20 protein-coding genes and 1 pseudogene are annotated in these 24,761 nt (G+C 73.1%); 19 read left to right on the forward strand and 2 right to left on the reverse strand.

Annotated elements, in window-relative coordinates:
• The first annotated feature begins 37 nt into the window (after positions 1-37).
• The 4 genes from HT134_RS36720 (at position 38) to HT134_RS36735 (ending at position 4,252) form a co-directional block, all read left to right on the forward strand.
• Positions 38-931 (forward strand): LLM class F420-dependent oxidoreductase, encoded by an 894-nt coding sequence (locus HT134_RS36720; protein ID WP_175605070.1) that lies wholly within the window; start codon positions 38-40, stop codon positions 929-931.
• 97 nt (positions 932-1,028) lie between these two features.
• Positions 1,029-1,634 (forward strand): glycoside hydrolase family 25 protein, encoded by a 606-nt coding sequence (locus HT134_RS36725; protein ID WP_175605071.1) that lies wholly within the window; start codon positions 1,029-1,031, stop codon positions 1,632-1,634.
• Positions 1,635-1,698: 64 nt separating this feature from the next.
• Entirely contained in the window at positions 1,699-3,663 is a 1,965-nt protein-coding gene (gene thrS / locus HT134_RS36730) for a threonine--tRNA ligase (protein ID WP_175605072.1), read from the forward strand.
• Between the two features lie 58 nt (positions 3,664-3,721).
• Positions 3,722-4,252 carry an HIT family protein gene (locus HT134_RS36735; protein ID WP_246366196.1) on the forward strand — a complete coding sequence of 177 codons (531 nt, stop codon included), beginning with the start codon at positions 3,722-3,724 and terminating at the stop codon, positions 4,250-4,252.
• Between the two features lie 24 nt (positions 4,253-4,276).
• Here HT134_RS36735 and HT134_RS36740 read toward each other — a convergent pair whose 3' ends face one another.
• Together HT134_RS36740 and HT134_RS36745 are read right to left on the reverse strand one after the other, a co-directional pair.
• On the reverse strand, positions 4,277-5,848 hold the full coding sequence (locus tag HT134_RS36740) for a glycoside hydrolase family 10-like protein (protein ID WP_175605074.1): 1,572 nt from the start codon (positions 5,846-5,848) through the stop codon (positions 4,277-4,279).
• Positions 5,849-6,013: 165 nt separating this feature from the next.
• Positions 6,014-8,152, reverse strand: coding sequence for an elongation factor G-like protein EF-G2 (locus tag HT134_RS36745; RefSeq protein WP_376768144.1), 2,139 nt, complete (start codon positions 8,150-8,152; stop codon positions 6,014-6,016).
• A gap of 243 nt (positions 8,153-8,395) precedes the next feature.
• Here HT134_RS36745 and pgsA point away from each other — a divergent pair, with 243 nt between their 5' ends.
• The 15 genes and pseudogenes from pgsA to ruvA all read left to right on the forward strand — a co-directional run bounded on the left by pgsA (position 8,396) and on the right by ruvA (position 24,610).
• On the forward strand, positions 8,396-8,998 hold the full coding sequence (pgsA, locus tag HT134_RS36750) for a phosphatidylinositol phosphate synthase (RefSeq protein ID WP_175605075.1): 603 nt from the start codon (positions 8,396-8,398) through the stop codon (positions 8,996-8,998).
• Entirely contained in the window at positions 8,995-9,903 is a 909-nt protein-coding gene (locus tag HT134_RS36755; RefSeq protein WP_175605076.1) for a phosphatidylinositol mannoside acyltransferase, read from the forward strand. Before pgsA ends, HT134_RS36755 begins: the two co-directional genes overlap by 4 nt.
• The gene (locus HT134_RS36760; protein ID WP_175605077.1) at positions 9,900-11,030 is read left to right on the forward strand and encodes a glycosyltransferase family 4 protein; all 1,131 of its coding nucleotides are present in this window, start codon (positions 9,900-9,902) and stop codon (positions 11,028-11,030) included. Before HT134_RS36755 ends, HT134_RS36760 begins: the two co-directional genes overlap by 4 nt.
• Before the next feature lie 72 nt (positions 11,031-11,102).
• On the forward strand, positions 11,103-11,645 hold the full coding sequence (locus HT134_RS36765; RefSeq protein WP_175605078.1) for a hypothetical protein: 543 nt from the start codon (positions 11,103-11,105) through the stop codon (positions 11,643-11,645).
• A gap of 64 nt (positions 11,646-11,709) precedes the next feature.
• Complete coding sequence (locus HT134_RS36770; protein ID WP_175605079.1) at positions 11,710-12,729, forward strand: DUF3048 domain-containing protein; 1,020 nt, start codon at positions 11,710-11,712, stop codon at positions 12,727-12,729.
• A 173-nt stretch (positions 12,730-12,902) separates the two neighbouring features.
• Entirely contained in the window at positions 12,903-13,835 is a 933-nt protein-coding gene (gene pdxS / locus HT134_RS36775) for a pyridoxal 5'-phosphate synthase lyase subunit PdxS (protein ID WP_175605152.1), read from the forward strand.
• 334 nt (positions 13,836-14,169) lie between these two features.
• Positions 14,170-15,864, forward strand: coding sequence for an alkaline phosphatase D family protein (locus HT134_RS36780; protein WP_175605080.1), 1,695 nt, complete (start codon positions 14,170-14,172; stop codon positions 15,862-15,864).
• A 102-nt stretch (positions 15,865-15,966) separates the two neighbouring features.
• Positions 15,967-16,416: a MarR family winged helix-turn-helix transcriptional regulator gene (locus tag HT134_RS36785; RefSeq protein ID WP_175605081.1), complete on the forward strand. Its 450-nt coding sequence runs from the start codon at positions 15,967-15,969 to the stop codon at positions 16,414-16,416.
• Positions 16,417-16,477: 61 nt separating this feature from the next.
• The gene (locus HT134_RS36790) at positions 16,478-17,689 is read left to right on the forward strand and encodes an MFS transporter (RefSeq protein ID WP_175605082.1); all 1,212 of its coding nucleotides are present in this window, start codon (positions 16,478-16,480) and stop codon (positions 17,687-17,689) included.
• 175 nt (positions 17,690-17,864) lie between these two features.
• Complete coding sequence (pdxT, locus tag HT134_RS36795) at positions 17,865-18,428, forward strand: pyridoxal 5'-phosphate synthase glutaminase subunit PdxT (RefSeq protein ID WP_312888713.1); 564 nt, start codon at positions 17,865-17,867, stop codon at positions 18,426-18,428.
• A 3-nt stretch (positions 18,429-18,431) separates the two neighbouring features.
• Positions 18,432-19,184 (forward strand): YebC/PmpR family DNA-binding transcriptional regulator, encoded by a 753-nt coding sequence (locus tag HT134_RS36800; protein WP_175605083.1) that lies wholly within the window; start codon positions 18,432-18,434, stop codon positions 19,182-19,184.
• Between the two features lie 217 nt (positions 19,185-19,401).
• Complete coding sequence (locus tag HT134_RS36805; RefSeq protein WP_175605084.1) at positions 19,402-21,360, forward strand: carbohydrate ABC transporter permease; 1,959 nt, start codon at positions 19,402-19,404, stop codon at positions 21,358-21,360.
• A gap of 11 nt (positions 21,361-21,371) precedes the next feature.
• Positions 21,372-22,535 carry a GNAT family N-acetyltransferase gene (locus HT134_RS36810; protein ID WP_312888704.1) on the forward strand — a complete coding sequence of 388 codons (1,164 nt, stop codon included), beginning with the start codon at positions 21,372-21,374 and terminating at the stop codon, positions 22,533-22,535.
• 600 nt (positions 22,536-23,135) lie between these two features.
• Positions 23,136-23,648: pseudogene (gene ruvC, locus HT134_RS36815) on the forward strand (crossover junction endodeoxyribonuclease RuvC); the annotation flags it as partial.
• Between the two features lie 341 nt (positions 23,649-23,989).
• Positions 23,990-24,610, forward strand: coding sequence for a Holliday junction branch migration protein RuvA (gene ruvA, locus HT134_RS36820; protein ID WP_175605085.1), 621 nt, complete (start codon positions 23,990-23,992; stop codon positions 24,608-24,610).
• Positions 24,611-24,761: the final 151 nt, after the last annotated feature.

The following is a 24,761-nucleotide window of genomic DNA, read 5'->3' on the forward strand; positions in this document are numbered from 1 at the left end:
ACTCGCGCACACCAGACCAGAATGGAGCTCGGTCACCATGCGCATCGGACTGTTCCTGAACGAGCCCACGGGGCCGGACCCGATCAAGGAGCTGGGCGACGGCATCGCGGCGGCGCGCGACGCGGGCTTCGCCTCGGCGTGGATGTCGCACATCTTCGGCCTCGACGCGCTCACCGCCCTGGCCGTCGCCGGCGCCCGTACGCCCGGCATCGAGCTCGGCACCGCCGTCGTGCCCACCTACCCGCGCCACCCGGCCGCGCTCGCCCAGCAGGCGATGACCGCCAACGCCGCGCTCGGCGGCCGGCTGACGCTCGGCATCGGCCTGTCGCACCAGGTCGTCATCGAGAACATGTTCGGCTACAGCTTCGAGCGCCCGGCCCGGCACATGGCCGAGTACCTCGACATCCTGCTGCCGGCCACCCGCGGCGAGCACGTCCACGTCGAGGGCGAGACGCTGAAGGCCGACATCCGGCTGAGCACGCCGGGGGCCGGCATGCCGGTCCTCATCGCCGCGCTCGCGCCGCGCATGCTCAAGCTGGCCGGCTCGCGCGCCGACGGCACCGTGCTGTGGATGACCGGCCCCCGGACCGTCACCCAGCACGTCGTGCCCGCCATCACCGCCGCCGCCGAGGAGGCGGGCCGGCCGCGGCCGCGCATCGTGTGCGCCCTGCCGGTCTGCGTCACCGACGACGCCGAGGCCGCGCGGGCCCGCGCCGACGAGGTCTTCTCCATGTACGGCCAGCTCCCGTCGTACCGCGCCATGCTCGACAAGGAAGGCGTGTCGGGGCCCGGCGAGGTGGCCGTCGTGGGCGACGAGGACTCCGTGCTGGCCCAGCTCGACGAGCTGCGCCGGGCCGGCGTGACGGACTTCGTGGCCTCGCCCTACTCCAAGAGCGAGCGCACCCTCGCGCTGCTCGGCCGGCTCCTCTGACGGCGGCCGGCTCTCCCGGCGGCGGCTCGGGCCGCGCCGGGAGGCCGACGGCGCGTCGGGGAGCCCGCCGGGAGGCGCGCGCCTAGACTTCCACAAGGTGAAGCGCTTGCTGCATGGCATCGACGTGTCCAACTGGCAGGGCCGGGTCGACTGGGCCCACCACGCCGAGGAGGGCGTCGCCTTCGCCTTCGCCAAGGCCACCGAGGGCGGCGGCTTCACCGACCGCTACTTCAGCCGCAACTGGCAGGGCATGCGGGAGAACTGGGTCGTCTGCGGCGCCTACCACTTCGCCCGGCCCAAGGGCGACGCGGCCGAGCACGCGCGCCACTTCCTCGCCGCCCTGCGCCGCGCCGGCGGGCTGCGCCGCGGCGACCTGATCGCGCTCGACCTGGAGACCAGCGACGGCCTGAAGCCCGAGCAGGTCGCCCGGCACGCCCGCCGCTGGCTGCGCTACGTCGAGCTGCACGCGGGCGTGCGCCCGTTCGTCTACACCTACCCGTCGTTCGCGCACTCCGGCCACTGCGCCGGCCTGGAGGGCTACCCGCTGTGGATCGCCAGTCCCAGCCACGCGCGCGGCGACCCGCAGGTGCCCGCGCCGTGGGCGGAGTGGACGATCCACCAGTACTCCAGCCGGCCGGTGGACCGCAACGTGTTCGACGGCAGCCGTCAAGCGCTGACCAGGCTGGGGTATCACCCGCGATAGCATCGGTGTCCAACACCGCCGGACGCCATCCGGGCCACCCGGCGCCTAGCATCAGGGAGCCACCGTGTCAGCCGAGCTACACATCACCCTCGCCGGAGCCGAGCGTGTGGTGGCGGCCGGCACGACGGCCGGCGACGCGCTCGAGGCCGACGGCCGCACCGTCATCGCCGCCCGGGTCAACGGCGAGCAGCGCGATCTCGCCTGGCGGCTCGCCGACGGCGACGTGGTCGAGCCGATCGAGATCTCCAGCGCCGAGGGCCGGGCCATCGTGCGCCACTCGACCGCCCACGTCATGGCCCAGGCGGTGCAGGAGCTGTTCCCCGACGCCAAGCTGGGCATCGGGCCGCCCGTCGACAACGGCTTCTACTACGACTTCGACGTCGAGCACGCCTTCCAGCCCGACGACCTCAAGCGCATCGAGAAGCGCATGCGCGAGATCGTCAAGGAGGGCCAGCTGTTCTCCCGCCGCCCCGTCGGCGACGACGAGGCCCGCGCGGAGCTGGCCGGCGAGCCGTACAAGCTGGAGCTCATCGGGCTCAAGGGCGGCGCCGCCGACGAGGAGTCGGTCGAGGTCGGCGCGGGCCAGCTCACCATCTACGACAACCTCGACGCCAAGAGCGGCGAGCTGCGCTGGAAGGACCTGTGCCGCGGCCCGCACGTGCCGTCCACCCGGTCCATCCCGGCCTTCAAGCTCATGCGCTCCGGCGGCGCCTACTGGCGCGGCAGCGAGAAGAACCCGCAGCTCCAGCGCATCTACGGCACCGCGTGGGAGTCCCGCGACAAGCAGGACGAATACCTCAAGCTGCTCGAAGAGGCCGAGAAGCGCGACCACCGCAAGCTGGGCGCGGAGCTCGACCTGTTCAGCTTCCCGCCGGAGCTGGGCAGCGGCCTGCCGATCTTCCATCCCAAGGGCGGGATCATCCGCAAGGAGATGGAGGACTACATGCGCCGCCGGCAGGCCGAGGCCGGCTACGAGTTCGTCAACACCCCGCACATCACCAAGTCGTCGCTGTTCGAGACCTCCGGCCACCTGCCGTGGTACGCCGACGACATGTTCCCGGCCTTCGAGCTGGAGGGCGTCGACTACCGCGTCAAGCCGATGAACTGCCCCATGCACAACCTGATCTTCAGGGCGCGCGGGCGGTCCTACCGCGAGCTGCCGCTGCGGCTGTGCGAGTTCGGCTCGGTCTACCGCTACGAGAAGTCCGGCGTGGTCCACGGGCTCACCCGGGTGCGCGGCATGACGCAGGACGACGCGCACATCTACACCACCCGCGAGCAGATGGCCGACGAGATCAAGTCGCTGCTGCGGTTCGTGCTCAGCGTGCTGCGCGACTTCGGCCTGTCCGACTTCTACCTGGAGCTGTCCACCCGCGACGACTCCGAGAAGTTCATCGGCGACCCGGCCGAGTGGGACGAGGCCACCGAGGCGCTGCGCCAGGTGGCCACCGAGTCGGGCCTGGAGCTGGTGGCCGACCCGGGCGGCGCGGCCTTCTACGGCCCGAAGATCTCCGTGCAGGCCAAGGACGCGATCGGCCGCACCTGGCAGCTGTCGACCATCCAGCTCGACCTCAACCAGCCCAAGCGCTTCGGGCTGGAGTACCAGGCGGCCGACGGCAGCCGGCAGACGCCGGTCATGATCCACCGGGCGCTGTTCGGCTCCGTCGAGCGCTTCCTCGGCGTGCTGACCGAGCACTACGCCGGCGCCTTCCCTCCGTGGCTGGCCCCGGTGCAGGTCGTCGGCATCCCGATCGCCGACGCCCACGCCTCCTACCTCAACGACGTCGCCAAGCGGCTGCGTGAGCGGGGCATCCGGGTGGAGGTCGACACCTCCGACGACCGCATGCAGAAGAAGATCCGCAACGCGCAGAAGGCCAAGGTGCCGTTCATGCTGCTGGCCGGTGACGACGACGTCGCCAAGGGCGCCGTGTCGTTCCGCTACCGCAACGGCGAGCAGAACAACGGCGTGCCGGTGGACGACGCGGTCGAGGAGATCGTCTCGGCGGTGGAGCGCCGGATCCAGGTCTGACGCCCACGCCTCTCAGGGCCCCCTCCCACACCCGGGAGGGGGCCCTATGCTGCTAGATATGCACGATCAGCCAGGAGCGGGCGACCCCGACAACTTCGAGCGGCTGTGGACCCCGCACCGCATGGCCTACATCAAGGGCGAGGGCAAGCCGACCGGCACCGGCCCCGGCGACGGGTGCCCCTTCGACGCCATCCCGCGGATGAGCGACGAGGACGGCCTGGTGGTGGCCCGCGGTGAGGTGGTCTACGCGGTGCTCAACCTCTACCCGTACAACTCGGGTCACCTCATGGTCGTGCCGTACCGCCACGTGTCCGACTACGACGAGCTGGACCGGGCCGAGGTGCTGGAGCTGGGCGAGTTCACCCAGCGGGCGCTGCGGGCCCTGCGCAAGGCGTCGGGCGCCCAGGGCTTCAACGTCGGGCTCAACCTCGGCGACGTCGCGGGCGCGGGCATCGCCGCCCACCTGCACCAGCACGTGGTGCCGCGCTGGGGCGGCGACACCAACTTCATGCCGGTGGTGGCCCGCACCAAGGTGCTGCCGCAGCTCCTGCGCGACACCCGCGACCTGCTGGCGAGCGCCTGGGGCTGACGCCCGCCAGGGGCCCTTCGGGGGTCAGCGCACGGTGACCCTGGCGGCGTCGCTCTCGTGCTGGAGCCGGTCCAGGGCCGTCACGAGGTACGTGCCCGGCTTGGGCGCGGCGAACGACGGCGAGGTGACCAGCGCCACCAGGTCGCGGGCGTCCACGGTGTGGCAGTCGGCGCCCGAGGCGGGCAGCCGGTAGACCGCGTAGGCGCGCGCCCCCTGCGACGGCGTCCACGTCAGCGCCGCGCCCTCGCCCTTGGCCGCGCCGGCCTTGAGCCCCACCGGCGTGGCCGGGGCGTCGCCGCCGCGCTCCTTGATCAGCGGCAGCAGCGCGGGCCGGGCGTAGTGACCGGCCACCACGCGGTCCATGGCGCCGAGCGGGTTGTCCAGGACGTTCTTGGCGCTGAAGTAGACGTCGCCCTCGACCTGCTTGTGCCCGCGGTTGAGGGTGAGCTGCGCCGACAGCTCGCCCGGCTTGGACCACGCCTTGTCGGTGCGCGTGCCGACCTGGTAGGCGGCCTGGCCGATGTAGAGGTCGACGCCGGTGCCCTTGACCTGGCGCGCCCACCACGGCATGAGCGTCTTGTAGTCGGCCGCCTTGAAGCCGATCGGCCAGTAGAGCTGCGGGATCAGGTAGTCGACCGTGCCCGCCTTGATCCAGGCGCGGGCGTCGGCGTAGATGCTGTCGTAGGCGGACATGCCCGACGTGGCGGAGCCGGCCGGGTCCTGCGCCTTGTTGCGCCAGATGCCGAACGGGCTGATGCCGAACTTCACGTGCTTCTTGGCCGCGTGGACGGCCGCGTCGACCTCGGCGACCAGCGTGTCGACGTTGTGGCGGCGCCAGTCGGCCAGGCTCCGGCCCTTGCCGTACTTCGCGAAGGCGGCCCGGTCGTCGAAGGCCCCGCCCTGGCCCGGGTACGGGTAGAAGTAGTCGTCGAAGTGGACCCCGTCGACGTCGTAGCGCCTGACCACGTCGGTGACGACCTTGACGACGTGCTCGCGCACCTGCGGCAGGCCCGGGTTGTAGTAGAGGCGGCCGTCGTAGGCGACGGTCCAGCCGGGATGCTCGCGCGCCGGGTGGCCGGCGGGCAGCTTGCCCGCGCCGCCGTCGTAGGAGGCGCGGTACGGGTTGAACCAGGCGTGGAACTCCAGCCCCCGCTTGTGCGCCTCGGCGATGAGGAACGGCAGCGGGTCCCAGCCCGGGTCCTTGCCGGCCGTGCCGGTGAGGTACTGCGACCACGGCTCCAGCGACGAGCGGTAGAGCGCGTCGGAGGCCGGCCGCACCTGCACGAACACCGCGTTGAGCCGGCGCTTGACCGCCCCGTCGAGGATGCGGACGTACTCGGCGCGCTGCCGCTCGGGCGTCAGCCCGGTCTTCGACGGCCAGTCGATGTTCTTGACCGTCGCGATCCACACGCCGCGCAACTGCCGCTTCGGATAGCGGGCGTCGGCCTTGCAGGACACCGCCGCAGCGGCGGCCGTCTTCTTCTTGGCTGCTCCCGCCGCGGGCGGCTCACCGGGGCCGGGGCCGAAGACGAAGGCGGCACCCGTGGTGAGGACGGCCAGAGCGGCGGCGGCGAGCAGAGGGCGTCCGGTACGCATAATGCCCCCAGTCTGGCACCCCGTCCCGCATGCTCCGGCCGGAAAAAAGAAATCGATTCGTGATGCGCGAGTGAAGGAAGGGCATGCGAGAGCGGGCGCGCCCCGAGCGGCGCGCCCGGCTCTCCACGCGGTCCCGCTCCCCGGCCTGCGGCCGGGACGCTCGGCTCAGTCCGTGGCCGTGACCTTGCCCGCCAGGTGCGACGGCAGCGGCTCGTACCTCAGGAACGTCCGCGTGAACGTCCCCGTCCCGTGCGACATCGAGCGCAGGTCGATCGCGTACCGGGTGATCTCCAGCTGCGGCACCTCGGCCTTGACCAGCGTGCGGCCCGTGCCGACCGGCTCGGTGCCGAGCACCCGGCCGCGCCGCGACGACAGGTCGGACATCACCGAGCCCACGTAGTCGTCGGCCACCAGCACCGACAGCTCGTCCACCGGCTCCAGCAGGAGCGTCGGCACCTTGGCGGCGGCCTCCTTGAGCGCGAGCTGGCCCGCGATCTGGAAGGCCATGTCGGAGGAGTCCACCGAGTGTGCCTTGCCGTCGTACAGCGTCACCCGCACGTCCACCATCGGGTAGCCGGCCACCACGCCGCGCTCCATCTGGGCCCGCACGCCCTTCTCCACCGACGGGATGAACTGCCGCGGCACCACCCCGCCGACGATCTTGTCCACGAACTCGAAGCCGCCGCCGGAGGGCAGCGGCTCGACCTCGATGTGGCAGATGGCGTACTGGCCGTGCCCGCCGGTCTGCTTGACGTTGCGGCCCATGGCCTGGCACCTGCCGCCGAACGTCTCGCGCAGCGGCACCCGCAGCTCCACCCGCTCGACCTCGACGCCGTGGCGCTTGGCCAGCCGGTCGAGCAGCACGTCCGTGTGGGCCTCGCCCATGCACCACAGCACGAGCTGCTTGGTCTCGGGGTTGTTCTCCAGCCGCAGCGTCGGGTCCTCGGCGACGAGCCGGGCCAGCGCCTGCGACAGCTTGTCCTCGTCGGCCTTGGACTTGGCCTGGATGGCGACGGGCAGCAGCGGGTCGGGCATCTGCCAGGCGGTCATGAGCAGCGGCCGCTCCACCTCCGACAGCGTGTCACCGGTCTCGGCCCGCGACAGCTTGGCGACGGCGACGATGTCGCCCGCGACGCCCTTGGCGGCGGGCCGCTGCTGCTTGCCCAGCGGACACGTCAGGGTGCCGATGCGCTCGTCGACGTCGTGGTCCTCGTGGCCGCGCTCGGCCAGGCCGTGCCCGGAGACGTGCACGGTCATGTCGGGACGCAGCGTGCCGGAGAAGATCCGCACGAGGCTGATGCGGCCCACGTACGGGTCGCTCGTGGTCTTGACCACCTCGGCGACCAGCGGCCCGTCCGGGTCGCAGGTGACGTCCGCGACCGGCTTGCCGTCGAGGGTGGTGATCTCCGGCAGGGGGTGCTCCAGCGGCGACGGGAACCCCTGGGTGATCAGCTCCAGCACCTCCATGGCGCCGACGCCGATGCCCGAGCAGAGCACCGGGTAGAAGCTGCCGCGGGCGACGGCCTTCTCCAGGTCCTCGATCAGCACCTTGGTGTCGATCGGGTCGCCCTGGAGGTAGCGGTCCATGAGCGACTCGTCCTCGCTCTCCTGGATGATCCCCTCGATAAGGACGCCGCGGTACTCCTCGATCCGCTCCTCGTACTCGGCCCCGGGGTCCTTCTCCGTGCGCGTGCCGGTGGCGTAGTTGTAGAACTTCTGCGACAGCAGCCCGATCAGGCCGTTGACGTGCCCGTTGGTGATCACCGGCAGGTAGAGGGGGGCGACGCCGTCGCCGAAGGCGTCCTGGCAGGTGGCGAGCACCTCGTCGAAGTCCGCCCGCTGATGGTCGATCTTGGTGATCACGACGGCGCGGGGCATGCCGACCCCGGCGCACTCCTCCCACAGCATCCGGGTGAGCCCGTCGATGCCCTCCGCCGCCGACACGACGAACAGGGCGGCGTCCGCGGCGCGCAGGCCGGCGCGCAGGTCGCCCACGAAGTCGGCGTAACCGGGGGTGTCCAGAAGGTTGATCTTCACGCCGTTGTGCGTGAGAGGCGCCAGGGCCAGGTTGACCGACCGCTGCTGGCGCACCTCCACCTCGTCGAAGTCGCTGACCGTGTTGCCGTCCTCGACCCGGCCCGCCCGCTGGATGGTGCCGGTGGCGGTCAGCAGTTGTTCGACGAGGGTCGTCTTGCCCGCTCCCGAATGGCCGACCAGCACGACGTTGCGTATCGCGTCCGCACTGTCGGCCGATGGTGCCCTGCCCGCGGCTCCCATGGCCGCGCCCGGGTTCTTCTCCGCCACATCGCCTCCGGTCTCGTGGGACGAGACGGCCCGCTCCGGCGGCCTGACCCGCGGCCAGGCGCCCGGCCGGGCATCCTCTCCCGTGTCGTCGGTTCGAGTTCCAACGCCGCGCCCGCGCGGAGGGTGAAGCAGGACCGCATGAACAGACGCGGTGTGTTCACCAAATACCCGTGTGGCGGATATCACAAGGGGGGTGAGGCAAAGAAAGTGGCCGGGCCCGGGATGGCCTACGATCAGAGCGCGATGCTGAAACTCCTGCGTCCGGCCGTCACCCGGATACTCACCCCGCTGGGCAGGGCCCTGGTCCGCCACGGGATCGGACCCAACATGGTCACCGCGATCGGCACCCTCGGCACCGTGGCCGCGGCCCTGCTGTTCTTCCCCGCGGGTCTGCTGGCCGCCGGCGCGTTGGTGATCACCGTGTTCGTGCTGTTCGACCTGCTCGACGGCGTGGTCGCGCGGCTCGGCGGCGGGGGCGGCAGCACCTGGGGAGCCTTTCTCGACAGCACGCTCGACCGGGTCGCCGACGCCGCGATCTTCTGCGGGCTCATCCTGTACTTCTTCGCCGAGGGCGACCTGCTGATGGCGTCGGTCACGCTGTTCTGCCTGGTGGCGGGCGCTCTGGTGTCCTACGCCAAGGCCCGGGCAGAGGGGCTGGGGCTGACCTGCGACGTGGGGCTGGCCGAGCGGCCCGAGCGGCTGGTGGTGGCGCTGGTGGCCAGCTTCCTGGCCGGGCTGGGGGTGCCGTACGTGCTGGCTGCCGGCATGTGGTTGCTCGCGGCGGCCAGCGCTGTCACCGTGGTGCAGCGCGTGGTCCACGTCCACCGGCAGACGAGGGAGCGATGAGCGACAAGCCGTCCGTCACCGACCGGGTCGTCGCCGCGGGGTTCGCGGCGGGCTGGCGGCTCGTGCCGCTGCTGCCGCGCGGGCTGACCGCGGGCGCCTTCCGGCTGGCCGCCGACCGGGTCTGGGCGCGGCGCGGCAAGTCCGTGCTCCGCCTGGAGTCCAACCTGGCGCGGGTGACCGGGCTCGCCCCGGGCAGCCCGGAGCTGGGGGAGCTGACCAGGGCCGGCATGCGGTCCTACTTCCGCTACTTCGAGGAGATCTTCCGGCTGCCGTCCCTCCCGGTCGAGGAGGTCGTGCGGCGCACCCACGTCACCGGGGCCGAGCACATCTTCGACACCGTGGCCGCCGGGCGCGGCGTCGTGCTGGCGCTGCCGCACATGGGCAACTGGGACCAGGCGGGCGCCTGGCTGGTCGGCGTGGGCCACCCGTTCGCCACGGTCGCCGAGCGGCTGCGCCCCGAGTCGCTGTTCCGCCGCTACGTCGCCTTCCGCGAGAGCCTTGGCATGGAGGTGCTGCCGCTCACGGGCGGCGACGGCCACAACTTCGCGACGCTGGCCATCCGCGTACGGCGGGGCGGCGTCGTCTGCCTGCCGGCCGAGCGCGACCTGACCAAGAGCGGCGTGGAGGTCGACTTCTTCGGCGCCCGCACCAAGATGCCCGCCGGGCCGCCGCTGCTGGCGGTCCAGACCGGCGCGGCCCTGCTGCCGGCCACCGTCTACTTCCACGGCGACGACTGGGGCATCGACATCCACGAGGAGATCCCGGTGCCGGCCGAGGGCACCCGCCAGGAGAAGGTGGCGGCGATGGCGCAGAGCCTCGCCCACGTCTTCGAGAAGGGCATCACCGCCCACCCCGAGGACTGGCACATGCTGCAGCGGCTGTGGCTGGAGGACCTGCCGCGATGAGGGTCGGCATCGTGTGCCCGTACTCCTGGGACATGCCGGGCGGGGTCAAGCAGCACATCGACGACCTGGCGCAGGCGCTCATCGCCCAGGACCACGAGGTGTCGGTCATCGCGCCGGCCGCCGACGACGACGAGCTGCCGCCGTACGTGGTGGGCGCCGGACGCGCGGTGCCCGTGCCGTACAACGGGTCGGTGGCGCGCATGTCGTTCGGCTTCCTGTCGGCGGCGCGGGTGCGCCGCTGGGTGCGCACCGGCGAGTTCGACGTGCTGCACATCCACGAGCCGCTGATCCCGAGCCTCGGCGTGCTGGCGTGCTGGGCGGCCAGAGGCCCGATCGTGGCGACCTTCCACGCCTCCTTCACCCGCTCGCGGGCGATCGCCGTGGCCGAGCCGCTGCTGCGCAGCGCGCTGGAGAAGCTGAGCGGGCGCATCGCCGTGTCCGACGCGGCCCGCAAGAGCCTGGTCGAGCAGTTCGGCGGCGACACCGTGCTCATCCCCAACGGGGTGACGGTGGCGCGCTACACCTCGGCCGAGCCGCTGGACGGCTGGGGGCCCGACGGGGCCACGATCGGCTTCCTCGGCCGCATGGACGAGGAGCGCAAGGGCCTGCCGATCCTGCTCGACGCCTTCGCCGAGCTGGGCCCGGCCCGGCCCGGCCTCAAGCTGCTGATCGCCGGGCCGGGCGACGCCAAGGACGTCTACGAGCGGCTGCCGCGCGAGCTGCACGAGCGGGTGACCGTGCTCGGCATGGTCAGCGAGGCCGACAAGATCCGCGCCTACCACTCGGTGGACGTCTTCTGCGCGCCCAACACGCGCGGCGAGAGCTTCGGCATCGTGCTGGCCGAGGCGATGGCGTCCGGGGCGACCGTGCTGGCCAGCGACATCCCGGCGTTCCGCAAGGTGCTGGGGGAGGGGCAGGCGGGGGCGCTGTTCGCCAACGGCGACCCGTCGTCGCTGGCGCGCGAGGCGGCGGCGCTGCTCGACGCGCCCGAGCGGCGCGCCAAGCTGGCCGAGGAGGCGCTGGTCGCGGTCCAGAAGTACGACTGGTCGACGGTGGCGCGCGACGTGGTCCGCGTGTACGAGACGGTGACGACCGCGGGCGCGGGCCGCGTCGAGGAAGACCTGTGACGCCGGGAGCGCCCGGCCTCGTGGAGTGAGACCTGTGACGCCGGGAGCGCCCGGCCTCGTGGAGGAAGACCTGTGACGTCCACCCTGATCGTGCTGATCGCGGGCATCGTGGTGGTGCTCACCGCCGTGTACGTCTCCTGGCGGGCGGGCCGCCTGGACCGGCTGCACATCCGGCTGGAGCTGGCCCGCGAGGCGCTGGACGCCGCCCTCATGCGCCGCCGGGCGGTCGTGCTGGAGCTGGCCGGCTCCCGGCTGCTCGACCCGGCCACCTCGCTCGTGCTGGCCGCCGCGGCCCACGAGGCCCGCATCGCCGGGCCCGAGGAGCGCGAGCACGCCGAGAGCGACCTGTCGCGCGCCCTGCGCGCCGCCGTGGACCAGGAGCGCTTCCGCGAGAAGCTGTCGGAGGCGCCCGGCGGCCCCGACCTGCTGGAGGAGCTCGACGCGGCCGTGGCCAAGGTCGTCTACTCGCGCCGCTTCTACAACAACGCCGTCGGCGTCACCCGTACGGCGCAGCGCCGCTGGCTGGCCAGGACCCTGCGCCTGGCCGGGCACACCGAGTTCCCGTCGTTCTTCGAGATCGACGACGATCCTCCGGCGGCCATGGCAACTGAATGACCCCGATTTGGCCCGGCCGGTAAGCTTCTTCCATTTTCCGGGCCGAAGCGGAGGAGTCGTACAGGTGCGCCTATCCCGGTTGATCGCCGTCACGCTGGCAGGAGCAGCGGTCGTGCCGCCGCTGGCGGCGTGCTCGTCGGACGAGCCCGCTCCCGGCAAGGTCCCCCAGGCGGCCACCTCCGCGCCGGCCTCCGCCGAGCCGACGGACGAGCCGGACCTGCACCCGTTCACCGGCAAGCCGGCGACGGCGCTCAGGCCGGTGCTCGCGGTGAAGATCGAGAACACCGCGGCCGGCAAGCCGCAGCTCGGCCTCAAGAGCGCCGACATCGTCTACGTCGAGCAGGTCGAGGCCGGTCTGACCCGGCTCATGGCGATCTTCTCCTCGAAGATCCCGCCCAAGGTCGGCCCGGTCCGCAGCGCCCGCATCTCCGACCTGCACATCGTGCCGCAGTTCGGCAAGCCGGCCTTCGCCTACTCCGGCGCGCAGACCAAGATGCTGCCGTTCATCGCGCAGGCCTCGCTGTGGGACGTCTCCGACAGCCGCGCCCCCGGCGCGTACTTCCGCCAGCCGGGCCGCGTCGCCCCGTACAACCTGTTCGCCAACACCAAGGAGCTGCTCGCCAAGGCGCCCAAGGCGAGCAAGGCCAAGGACATCGGCCTGACCTTCGGCGACGCCCCGGCCGAGGGCGGCGTGGACAAGACGTCGTACACGGTCCGCTGGCCCGGCGCGCGCTTCACCTTCGCCTGGTCGGAGGAGAAGAAGCAGTGGCTGATCTGGCAGGACGGCAAGAAGGACATGGCGGCCGAGGGCGGCCAGCTCAGCGCGCCCACGGTGGTGGTGCAGTACACCAAGACCGAGCGCTCGCAGTTCCACGACAAGAACCAGAGCTACACGCCGCTCGTCCACTCCGTGGGCAAGGGGTCGGCGATCGTGCTGCGCGACGGCAAGGCGTACAAGGCGCGCTGGGAGCGCAAGTCCGAGGAGGAGGGCACGACGTTCACCACCGAGAGCGGCGAGCCGATGAACTTCGCCCCGGGCCAGGTGTGGATCGCCCTGGCGAGCCGCAAGCCCGTCACGCCGTGACGTACAAATATCCTGAAAAATCATGACATGGTGGTGTGTGGGGTGGAGGCCCCTCCAGGACCTACCATGGGTTTGACAACTGACCGTAGGCGCAGGAGAGGCAGCCGGCCCCGACCCCCGACGACGGGACGACGGGCGCGGCCGGCTCGACAGCAGAGTTCGTGAGGAAGACCGTGTCCAGCAGCACGCCCGAAGCTCCGTCCACCCCCGGGCCGGCCACCGGCCCCGTCACCGGAACGGCCCGCGTCAAGCGCGGCATGGCCGAGATGCTCAAGGGCGGCGTCATCATGGACGTCGTCACCCCCGAGCAGGCGAAGATCGCCGAAGACGCCGGCGCGGTCGCCGTGATGGCCCTGGAGCGCGTGCCGGCCGACATCCGCGCGCAGGGCGGCGTGTCCCGGATGAGCGACCCCGACATGATCGACGGCATCATCTCCGCGGTGTCGATCCCCGTCATGGCCAAGGCCCGCATCGGCCACTTCGTCGAGGCCCAGGTGCTCCAGTCGCTGGGCGTCGACTACATCGACGAGTCCGAGGTGCTGACCCCGGCCGACTACGCCAACCACATCGACAAGTGGCAGTTCACCGTGCCGTTCGTGTGCGGGGCGACCAACCTCGGCGAGGCATTGCGCCGCATCACCGAGGGGGCGGCCATGATCCGCTCCAAGGGCGAGGCCGGCACCGGCGACGTCTCCAACGCCGTCACCCACATGCGCACGATCCGCGGCGAGATCAAGCGCCTCACGTCCCTGCCCGAGGACGAGCTGTACGTCGCGGCCAAGGAGCTGCAGGCGCCGTACGAGCTGGTCGCCGAGGTGGCCCGCACCGGCAAGCTGCCGGTCGTGCTGTTCACCGCGGGCGGCATCGCCACCCCGGCCGACGCCGCGATGATGATGCAGCTCGGCGCCGAGGGCGTGTTCGTCGGCTCCGGCATCTTCAAGTCGGGCGACCCGGCCAAGCGGGCCGCGGCCATCGTCAAGGCCACGACCTTCCACGACGACCCCGACGTCGTCGCCAAGGTCTCGCGCGGCCTGGGCGAGGCCATGGTCGGCATCAACGTCGACGAGATCCCGCAGCCGCACCGCCTGGCCGAGCGCGGCTGGTGACCCTGCCGGCGACCGCCCGCGCTTCGTGGCGCCCCGCTCGGGGCCGCCGGGTCGCGGGCGGTCGCCGTCCGGGCTCCCGGTCGACGGCGGGGCCGGGCGTGGTGCTCCGTGGGGCCGGGCGCAGGGCGATCATCGGCGCGTCGGCTCGGGGCGCGGCGCGTCGTTAGGGCATGATCCTGTCCGGCGGGCGCCGGCCTCCATGAGGGTAATTTCCGATTAGGCGATATCCGCGAAGGATGTCGCCTTTTTCGTGTTGTGTGGTGTTCACCGGAGCGTCATGGGACTCCGTCAGGCTACGGACGTCCTCCACCCTTGATCGTCCCAGGAGCCACGCATGTCCCAGCTCAACCGGCGGCACTTCCTCGTCACCGGGTTAGCGGCGGGCGCCGCCGCGGCGCTCCCCGCCGGAGCCGCGCACGCGGACCCCACCCCCACCCCCGACCCCGCCGCCGAGACCGCCCAGTCGCTCGCCTCGCGCGGCCTGCGGACCGACCCGTTCACGCTGGGCGTCGCCTCGGGCGACCCGGACCACTCCGGTTTCGTGCTGTGGACCCGCCTGGCCCAGGAGCCGCTGGCCGAGGACGGCCTCGGCGGCATGCCGCAGCGCCCGTTCACCGTGCAGTGGCAGGTCTACGCCGACGAGAACGCCCGCCGGGTCGTGCGCGCGGGCGTCGCCGTGGCCGCGCCCGAGTGGGGGCACAGCGTCCACGTCGAGGTCGACCACCTGAGCTCCGACCGCGACTACTGGTACCGCTTCCGCGTCGGCCCGTACGTCTCGCCCATCGGCCGCGCCCGGACCGCGCCGCACCCGCTCGCCTACGGCAGCGGCCTGGCCATGGCGTTCGTCTCCTGCGCCCAGTACGAGCACGGCCTGTTCACCTCGTACCGGCGGCTGGCCGAGGAGCACCCGGACCTGGTGCTGCACCTGGGCGACTACCAGTACGAGTACGCCCGCGACACCTACACGATCCCGGGCGGCAACGTCCGCGACCACGAGGGCCCGGAGACCGAGACGCTGGCCAACTACCGCCAGCGCCACGCCCAGTACAAGGCCGACCCCGACCTGCAGGCCGCGCACGCCGCCGCGCCGTGGCTGGTCGTCTGGGACGACCACGAGCTGGACAACAACTGGGCCGACGAGGTGCCCGAGAAGCCCGAGATCCCGCAGCCGAACTTCCTGGCCCGCCGCGAGGCCGCCTTCCGCGCCTACTACGAGAACATGCCGCTGCGCCGCACCTCGATCCCGCGCGGCGTCGACATGCAGCTCTACCGGCGCATCCGCTGGGGCCGGATGGCCACCTTCCACATGCTCGACACCCGCCAGTACCGCGACGACCAGGGCTGCGGCGACGGCTACCGGGACTGCCCGGCGGCCGTGGACCCCAACCGGTCGATCACCGGTGCCGAGCAGGAGGCGTGGCTGATCGACGGCTTCCACAAGTCGCGCGCCCACTGGGACATCATCGGCCAGCAGGTCTTCTTCGCCCAGCGCGACAACAACGCCGGCCCGGCGAAGGTCACCAGCATGGACGCCTGGGACGGCTACGTCGCCTCCCGGCAGCGCATCACCCAGGGCTGGATCGACGCCGGGGTCCGCAACCCGGTCGTGCTCACCGGCGACGTGCACGCCCACTGGGCCAGCGACCTCAAGCTGAACTACGACGACCCCACCGGGCCCACGGTCGGCTCCGAGCTGGTCACCACCTCGATCACCACCGGCGGCGACGGGGCCGACTCCAACCCCGCCTCCCAGCCCTTCCTCAAGATCAACCCGCACCTGAAGTTCTACAACAACCAGCGCGGCTACGTCCTGACCAAGATCGACCGCGACGCGCTCACGGCCGACTTCCGGGTCGTCCCGCAGGTCCGCACCCCGGGGGCCGCGGTCCACACCAAGGCCACGTTCGTGGTCGAGGACCGCGTGCCCGGCGTCCAGCAGACGTACCTACGTCCGCTCGACCCGGCGGCGCGCACCCTCGGCGCCCCGTCGATCGAGGAGACGGTCCGCCTGGAGACCGAGCGTCCCTGACCCCGCCTCCCGCCGAGCGGCGTCCACGTCATGTGGGCGCCGCTCCTGCGTTTTCCGGAGGCCGATCGGAATATTAGCTCAGCTAAGTTAGTTGGGCTAAGCATGACCGATCCCAGCACCCCCGGCCCCGGCGAGGCGGACCCCGGCGTGCTCGCCGAGGGCGTCTCCGCCGTCCTGCGCCACCTCGTCCTCCTGCTCAGGCGCACCACCGCCGGCCAGCCCGTCACCAGCCAGCAGTACGCCGTGCTCGGCTCCCTCGAACAGGGGCCCCGGCGGATGACCGAGCTGGCCGAGGAGCACGCCGTCCAGCTCCCCACCATGACCGTCCAGATCAACCGGCTGGAGGACGCCGGGCTGGTCGCCCGCGGGGCCGACCCCGCCGACGCCCGCGTCAGGACCGTCGAGCTCACCGGCGAGGGCCGCGCCCGCCTGCTCGCCGTGCGGCAGGCCCGGCTCGCCCGCCTCGGCCAGGACCTCGCGGCCCTCACCGAGCGGGAACGCGACACGCTCGCCGCCGCGCTGCCCGTGCTGGCCAAGCTCGGCCGCGCCTGACCGCGCACCCGTACGCCCCCGCGACAACCGTCGCACCTGCACGACCCGGAGAAGGAGCACCATGTCATCCGGTGGCGGAATCCTGCGCCAGCCGACGTCCGTCTGGGCCACCGCGTTCGCCGCGGTCGTGGCCTTCATGGGCATCGGCCTGGTCGACCCGATCCTCCCGTCCATCGCCCAGGGCCTGAAGGCCACCCCCAGCGAGGTGTCGCTGCTGTTCACCAGCTACTTCCTGGTGACCGCCGTGGCGATGCTCGTCACGGGCTGGGTGTCCAGCCGCATCGGCGGCAAGCGCACCCTGCTCGCCGGCCTCGCGCTCGTGGTCGTCTTCGCCGCGCTCGCCGGCACTTCCGGCAGCGTCGCCGAGCTGGTCGGCTTCCGCGCCGGCTGGGGGCTCGGCAACGCCCTGTTCGTCGCCACCGCCCTCGCCGTCATCGTCGGCGCGGCCAGCGGCGGCGCCGAGTCGGCCATCATCCTGTACGAGGCCGCCCTCGGCCTCGGCATCTCCGCCGGCCCCCTCGTCGGCGCGCTGCTCGGCGACTGGAACTGGCGGGCGCCCTTCTTCGGCACCGCCACGCTCATGGCCGCCGGCTTCGTGCTCATCGCCACGCTGCTGCGCGCCACGCCCGCGCCGAGGGTCAAGACCAGGCTGAGCGCACCGATCCGCGCCCTGGCCCACGGCGGCCTGTCCACCACGGCCTTCACCGCGCTGTTCTACAACTTCGCGTTCTTCACCGTGCTGGCCTTCACCCCGTTCATCCTCGGCATGTCGCCGTACGGCATCGGCGCCGTCTTCTTCGGCTGGGGCGTCTGCGTGGCCCTCGCCTCGGTCTTCGGCGCGCCGCCGCTCCAGCGGCGCATCGGCTCGGTGAACGTGCTCCACCTGGCCCTCGGCCTGCTCGCCGTGCTCCAGATCGGCATCGCCGTGTCGGCCGGCGAGGGCCTCCGCGCCGGCGTCGTGATCTGCACGGTCCTGTCCGGCATCCCCATCGGCCTGAACAACACCGTCTTCACCGAGTCGGCCATGGAGGTCTCCGACGCGCCCCGTCCCGTCGCCTCCGCCGGCTACAACTTCGTCCGCTGGATGGGCGGCGCGCTGGCCCCGTTCGTCGCCACCAAGCTGGGCGAGGAGATCGGCGTCACCGTGCCGTACGCCGCCGGCGCCCTCTGCTGCCTGATCGGCATGGCCGTGCTGTACACGCGCCGCCACCACCTGCGCTCCCTGGCCCGCGTGGACCTCGACCACAGCGTCCACGACGCGGCGCCCGCCTGATCACCGCACCCCCGGCGTGCCGGTGCATCCCGGCGGAAGACACCACCCCGCCGTGGTGTTGAATGAACCGGACCCGCACCCCGACGGAAGGACGACCGTGCCCGCCACCGTGCCCGACAGCACGCCCGCCAGCGAGCCTGCCGACGCGCCCGCGAGCCGCCCGCCCACCGTCGGCGTGCTCGCCCTGCAGGGCGACGTCCGCGAGCACCTGCGCATGCTCACCGAGGCCGGCGCGCGGGCCGTCGCCGTGCGCAGGCCCGCCGAGCTGGAGGCCGTCGACGGCCTCGTCGTCCCGGGCGGCGAGTCCACCACGATGTGGAAGCTCGCCGAGACCTTCGAACTGCTCGAACCCCTGCGCATGCGGGTCAAGGCCGGCATGCCCGCCTACGGCTCCTGCGCCGGCATGATCATGCTGGCCGACCGCATCGAGGACGGCATCGCCGGTCAGCAGACCATCGGCGGCATCGACATGGTCGTCCGGCGCAACGCCTTCGGCCGCCAGGTCGACTCCTTCGAGGCCGACCTCGACTTCGCGGGCGAGCCCGTGCACGCGGTCTTCATCCGCGCTCCGTGGGTCGAATCGGTCGGCCCGGACGTCGACGTGCTGGGCATGGCCCAGCCTGGGGATAGGATCGTCGCGGTCCGTCAAGGGCCGTTGCTCGCGACCTCGTTCCACCCGGAGCTCACGGGGGACACGCGGGTGCACCGATACTTCGTAGACATGGTGAGGGAGCTCTAGGTAATGTCCGGCCACTCCAAATGGGCGACGACGAAGCACAAGAAGGCCGCGCTCGACGCCAAGCGCGGCAAGCTGTTCGCGAAGCTCATCAAGAACATCGAGGTGGCGGCCCGGACCGGTGGCCCTGACCCCGACGCCAACCCCACCCTCTTCGACGCCATCTTCAAGGCGAAGAAGAACTCCGTGCCCAACGACAACATCGAGCGGGCCCGCAAGCGCGGCGGCGGCCTCGAAGCCGGCGGCGCCGACTGGCAGACCATCATGTACGAGGGCTACGCGCCCGGCGGCGTCGCGGTGCTCATCGAGTGCCTCACCGACAACCGCAACCGCGCCGCCTCCGAGGTGCGCGTCGCGCTGACCCGCAACGGCGGCTCGCTGGCCGACCCCGGCTCGGTGTCCTACATGTTCAACCGCAAGGGCGTCGTCATCGTCCCCAAGAACGGCCTCGACGAGGACACCGTCCTCATGGCCGTCCTCGACGCGGGCGCCGAGGAGGTCAACGACCTCGGCGACTCCTTCGAGGTCGTCTCCGAGGCCGGCGACCTCGTCCCGGTGCGCAAGGCGCTCCAGGACGCCGGCATCGACTACGACTCGGCCGACTCCAGCTTCATGCCGACCATGACGGTGCCGCTCGACGAGGAGGGCGCCCGCAAGGTCTTCCGCCTCATCGACGCGCTGGAGGACAGCGACGACGTGCAGAACGTCTTCGCCAACTTCGACGTCTCCGACGAGGTCATGGAGAAGCTGGAGGCCTGAGCCTCCTCGGCCCCGCTCTTCCGGGCCGCCTCCCGCGCGGGGGCGGCCTTCGGCATGCCGCCGGAAGGCGGGCTCGCGGCCCCGGCGCGCGGCGCCCGGGTCCTGCGCGCGCAGGAAGGCCGGCTCGCGCCCCCGGCGCGCCGGGGGCCCCGGCCGTCCCCGCGCCAGGGGGCGACGGCGTGCGGGGCGCTCCTGGATCGGCGTAGGGTCGTGGGCCGTGACCTCCGACAGCCTTCCCCGACCCCCGTCGCCCGCGCTCGGCTGGGTGCTCCTCATGCCGGCCGGGCTCGGGATGCTCATCTCGCTGCTCCTGCCCACCGTCCAGACGATCCGCCTCAGCCTGGAGTCGGGCGGCTCGCTCACCCCCCGCAAGTACGTGGGCCTGGACAACTACGCCCAGCTCACCGGAGCGGGTGAGGTCTGGGCGGCCCTGGGGTTCAGCCTGTCGCTGGTGCTCATGCCGCTGCTGGTCGCGCTGGTCGCCGGGCCGCTGCTGGCGGTCGCGCTCGACCGGGCCGGCACCTGGCCGCGGCGCGCGGGCCTGGTCGTGCTGTCGCTCGCGCCCGTGGTCTTCTCGCCGACGGCCGTCGCCGTCTCCTGGCTGTACGGGCTCAGGCCCGGCGAGTCCGGCCTGGTCACCCTCGCCACCGCGCTCCGCGACCCGGCCACGGCGCCCTCCGGGCTGCGGCTGATCGTCGCCGCGGCCACGTTCGGCGTCGTGTGCGCGCTCGCGGTCATGGCGTTCCTGCCGGCGCTGCGCGGCGGCGCCGTGACCCGCAGCATGATCGTCGTGGGCGTCGTCGTGGCGCTCGCCACGCTCGCGGCCGGTCTCCAGACGTTCACGCTGTCCGCGCTCCTGACGGGCGGCGCGCGCCCCGGAGGCGCGCAGACGCTGGCGGGCATGCAGTACGCCCACGCGTTCGTCCAGGGCCGGCCGGGCATGGGCGCGGCGGTGGCCACGCTGACGGGGATCGTCCTGGGCGTGCTCGGCCTCGTCGCAGCGGTCGTCGTGGTGGCGGCCGGGGTGCGGCTCTGGGTCGCGCAGGGGGACGAGAGCGGCTCCGAGGAGGCGTACGAGCCGGCGTACGAGCCGGTGAAGGCCGCCGCCGCGGGCCAGACGGCCCCTGGGCAGACGGTCCCGGGCCAGACGGCCCCGGGGTGGACGGCTCCGGGCCAGGGCGGCGCGAGCCAGGCCGGCCCGGCGGCGGGCGGTCACGAATTCGGGCCGGGCGCTCCCCGGGGCGGCGTGGCGTACGGGGCCGCGATGCCCGTCCCGGGCACGGAACAGCCGGTGCCGTACGAGGCGCACCCGGGCGCCACCGGCGCGCCGGGAAGCGGCGGACCGACCGGCGGCGGGCTGGCCGGCGGCGGAGCAGCAGGCGGCGGGCCGGTCGGCGGTGGGCCGGGGAGCGGCGGGCGGGGCGCCTCGGTGGCGGGAAGGGCCGCGGGCATCGCCGCCCTCGTCGCCTACGCCGCCGTCGCCCTCGTCCTCACCTGGCCCTGGCTCGCGGCCCTCACCCGGCCCTCCTCGAGCCCCGGCGGCCTGGCCGTCCACGTCAACACGTGGGCGCCCGCCGTCATCGGCGCCGTGGTCTCCGTGGGCGTCGCCTACCTGGGCGCGCTCGGCATCGGCGCGCTGCGGCCGCTCGGCCGCCGCAGCGAGTGGCTGCTCCTGCCGTTCGCGCCCTGGCTGTTCGTGGGGGTCGGGCCGCTGGGCGTGGCCGGCTGGACCGACATGCGCAACCTGGGGCTGATCGACACCTTCGTCGCCCTCGTGCCGCCCGTGCTGGTCAGCGTCCCCTGCCTGTTCCTGCTCACGCTGCTGTGCAGGGGCCTGGCCGAGCGGTCCGGAGGCGACTTCGCCGGCGGAGTCGTCCGGCCCTCCCTGCCCATGGCGGGCATCCTCGTGCTCGTCGTCACCCTGCTCAACGGCCAGGACCTCCTGTGGCCGCTCCTCGTCGCCCACGACCCCGGCCTGACCACCGCGCCCGTCACCCAGTTCCTCCAGCTCCGCCAGTACGGCGGCTGGCCCTCCGCCGGCCTGTCCACGCCGCTGCCGGTGGTCCTGGTCGCGCTGCTCGCGGCGGGGGCCGCCCAGGTGCTGTACCTCCACCGCCTGGCCCTGCGCGCGGGCGCGCCGGGGAGCGGTTCGCGCAACCCCGCCCCGGCTGCGTAGGTTGTCCCCTTGTGGAGATTCGCGACCTGACCACCGACGACTACGACGACCTGCTCGACGTCCGCCGACGCTCGTTCGGACCGGTCTCTCCGGCCGAGCGCGAGACCTGGCGCTCCTTCGTCATCCCGGCCCTGAACGAGGGCCGCTACCTCGGCGTGTTCGAGGGCTCCCGGCTGGCCGGCGCGGCGCGGGTGCGGGCGTTCACCCAGTGGTGGCACGGCCGGCCCCAGCCCCTGGCGGGCGTGGCCGGCGTCACCGTCAACCCTGAGTACCGGGGGAGGGGCGTCGGCACGCGGCTCATGCGCGCCGTCGTCGAGCGGGCCGTCGGCCTGGGCGACGCCGTCTCAGCGCTCTACCCGGCCACCACCCCCGTCTACCGCGCCACCGGCTACGAGCACGCCGGCGCCCGCCACCTGGTCACCATCCCCACCGAGGCGCTGCGCGGGATCCGGCCGTCCGGCGACGTGCCGGTACGCCGCATGGACGCCGGCGACGCGGCGGAGGTCGTCGCGCTGCTGCACCGCCTGCACGGCGCGGCCCGCTCCTCCGGCCCCATCTCCTGGGACGAACGCACCTGGGCCCACTGGCTGTCCCAGGAGGACGACTTCCTCTACCTGGCCCCCGACGGCTACGCCGTCTACCGCTGGGACGGCGACAGCATGCGCGTCGACAACCTCGTCGCCGGCTCGCCGGAGACCGCCCGGGCCCTGTGGTCGCTGGTCGGCTCGGCCTCCTCCATCGCCAAGACCGTCCTGGCCGTCGTCGCCCCGGACGACCCGGTCCTGTGGCTGCTGCGCGAACGCTCGGAGGAGCGGCTCACGGCGGAGCGCTGGATGTTCCGGGTCCTCGACGTGGAGGCGGCGGTGGAGCGCAGGGGCTTCCCGTCTGGGGCGGCCCTGGACGCCGCCGTCGAGGTCGAGGACACGGTACGCGCGGGCAACACGGGACTGTGGCGGCTCACGGTCGCGGACGGCAAGGGCACGGCCACGGCGCTCACGACCGGCGCAAGCTCCTTCACCGGGCCGCGGCTGGGGATCAACGGGCTGTCCGCGCTCTACGCGGGGATCCCCACGGCCACGCTGCGCCGCAGCGGCCTGCTGTCGGGGGACGACTCCTGGGACGAGGCCCTGGACACGGCCTTCGCGGCCCGGCCGTACATGCTGGACTACTTCTGACAGAGCCTCCCGCCCCCTACGGGCGGCTCTCCCTACGGGCGGCTCTCCCTACGGGTTTTTTCCCCGCGAGATGGGCCGCCTTCCCCACAGGGGCCCTCCTCGCGGGATGGGCGGCTCTCCCTGCGGGCGGCCTGGCCTGCGGGCGGCTCTCCCTGCCGGCAGCCTTCCCACGGGGCGGGCGGCCTTCCCCACGGGGCGGGCGGCCTTCCCCACGGGGCCGGCGGCCTTCCCCACGGGTGGCTCTCCATGCGGGTGGCTCTCTCTGCGGGCCTCTCGTCTTCCGGCGGAACCTTCCGTCCACCAGCACTGGCGGGCCTCGCGCTGATGTCCGCGTACCGGGCCGTGAGGCCGCTCGTGACGGCTTCCGGAGCGGGGAGCGTCCACGGGGCCCCCGGAGGCGGGACGACGTCTGTGCACGTCGGTGGGCGACGCACAGGGGGCCTCGGCGCGCGAAGGCGCCCTCGCCCGCGACGCGCCGACGTTTCCCGACGTCCGCGCGTTTCCGGTGCGTGGACAGGCCGGCCGGGGTAGAGTCTCCTGCCGAACACGTGTTCGGCGGGGAGCGGTGAGCCCCGAGGCATACGGGCGGGAGGCGCGAGGGTGCGAGTGATGGGCGTCGACCCGGGACTGACCCGGTGCGGCGTGGGAGCGGTCGAGGGCCGTCCCGGCGCGCCGCTGACCCTGCTGGCCGTCGGGGTGGTCCGGACCGGGGCCGACGAGGAGCTGGGCGCGCGCCTGGTCGGCATCGAGGCCGGCATCGAGCAGTGGCTCGACGAGGTACGTCCCGACGCCGTGGCGGTCGAGCGGGTCTTCAGCCAGCACAACGTCCGCACCGTCATGGGCACCGCCCAGGCCGCCGGCATCGCGGTGCTCTGCGCCGCCAGGCGCGGCCTGCCCGTCGCCCTGCACACGCCGTCCGAGGTCAAGGCCGCGATCACCGGCAGCGGCACCGCCGACAAGAAGCAGATCGGCGCCATGGTCACCCGGCTGCTGCGGCTCAAGGAGATGCCCAAGCCGGCCGACGCCGCCGACGCCCTCGCCCTGGCCATCTGCCACGTGTGGCGCGGCGGCGCCCAGCACCGCCTGGCCCAGGCCATGGCCGGCGCCGCCCGCGGCACCGCATCGACCCGCGCCGCCGGGGCCCGCGCCGCCGGGGCCCGTACCGTCGGAGCCCGCACCCTCGGAGCCCGCATCAACAGCGCCCGTACCCCTGAGGGCCGTACCCCTGACGCCCGTACCCCTGAGGCCCGCACCCCTGAGGCCCGTACCGCTGAGGGCCGCGCTTCCGACGCCCCCACGGACACCCTCGCGGACCTCACCGGCCGTGCCGCCATGGCCGCCGGGACAGCCGCCGCCGGAGCCCCCTCCGGCGGCCCCGCGACGCACCAGCAGGACGTCCCCGCGAAGACCCCCGCGAAGCCCCCGGCGAAGCCCCTGAAGAAGGACGTGACACCGTGATCGCATCAGTGGCCGGCCGGGTCGCCGCCATCGCGCCCCACGGCGCCGTGATCGAGGTCGGCGGCGTCGGCGTCCTCACCCACTGCACGCCCGGCACGCTGGCCCGGCTCAGGGTCGGCGAGGAGGCCCGCCTGGCCACCTCGCTGGTGGTGCGCGAGGAGTCCCTCACCCTGTACGGGTTCGCCACCGAGGACGAGCGGGCGGTGTTCGAGCTGCTCCAGACCGCCAGCGGCGTCGGGCCGAAGCTGGCCCTGGCCATGCTCGCCGTCCACACCCCCGACGCGCTGCGCGTCGCCGTCGCCGCCGCCGACCTCAAGGCCCTGACCAAGGTCCCCGGCATCGGACAGAAGGGCGCCCAGCGCATCGTGCTGGAGCTCAAGGACCGTCTCGGCACCCCCGACGCGGCCCTCGACGCCGCGCTCAACGGCGACCGTCCGGCCCCGCTCTGGCGCGAGCAGGTCCACTCCGGTCTCGTGGGCCTCGGCTACTCCGCCAAGGACGCCGACGAGGCCGTCCTCGCCGTCGAGCCGCAGGCCGAGGCCGACGCCGCCGAGGGCCGCGAGCCGCAGGTCGCCGCCCTGCTCAAGTCCGCCCTACGCGCCCTGAGCGTCCGATGACCCCACGACCGCCCACCCCGCCCCCTGGCCACGGGGCCCGCCCGGCCACCCATCACATGGCCACCGGGGCCACCGCGTCCCCGGGCCAGCGGGCTCGCCGGGTCACCGGTCACGCGCCCGCCCCGCCCTCGGGTCACCGCGGCCGCCCGGT

Origin of the sequence: Nonomuraea rhodomycinica (genome assembly GCF_013363995.1) — a bacterium.
Taxonomy (GTDB): Bacteria; Actinomycetota; Actinomycetes; order Streptosporangiales; family Streptosporangiaceae; genus Nonomuraea; species Nonomuraea rhodomycinica.

What these genes read in the sequence shown, in the direction of transcription:
- HT134_RS36720 (WP_175605070.1), top strand. Translation starts at nt 38, where the DNA reads ATGCGCATCGGACTGTTCCTGAACGAGCCCACGGGGCCGGACCCGATC.
- HT134_RS36735 (WP_246366196.1), top strand. Translation starts at nt 3,722, where the DNA reads ATGCACGATCAGCCAGGAGCGGGCGACCCCGACAACTTCGAGCGGCTG.
- HT134_RS36740 (WP_175605074.1), bottom strand. Translation starts at nt 5,848, where the DNA reads ATGCGTACCGGACGCCCTCTGCTCGCCGCCGCCGCTCTGGCCGTCCTC.
- pgsA (WP_175605075.1), top strand. Translation starts at nt 8,396, where the DNA reads ATGCTGAAACTCCTGCGTCCGGCCGTCACCCGGATACTCACCCCGCTG.
- HT134_RS36755 (WP_175605076.1), top strand. Translation starts at nt 8,995, where the DNA reads ATGAGCGACAAGCCGTCCGTCACCGACCGGGTCGTCGCCGCGGGGTTC.
- HT134_RS36760 (WP_175605077.1), top strand. Translation starts at nt 9,900, where the DNA reads ATGAGGGTCGGCATCGTGTGCCCGTACTCCTGGGACATGCCGGGCGGG.
- HT134_RS36780 (WP_175605080.1), top strand. Translation starts at nt 14,170, where the DNA reads ATGTCCCAGCTCAACCGGCGGCACTTCCTCGTCACCGGGTTAGCGGCG.
- HT134_RS36785 (WP_175605081.1), top strand. Translation starts at nt 15,967, where the DNA reads ATGACCGATCCCAGCACCCCCGGCCCCGGCGAGGCGGACCCCGGCGTG.
- HT134_RS36790 (WP_175605082.1), top strand. Translation starts at nt 16,478, where the DNA reads ATGTCATCCGGTGGCGGAATCCTGCGCCAGCCGACGTCCGTCTGGGCC.
- HT134_RS36800 (WP_175605083.1), top strand. Translation starts at nt 18,432, where the DNA reads ATGTCCGGCCACTCCAAATGGGCGACGACGAAGCACAAGAAGGCCGCG.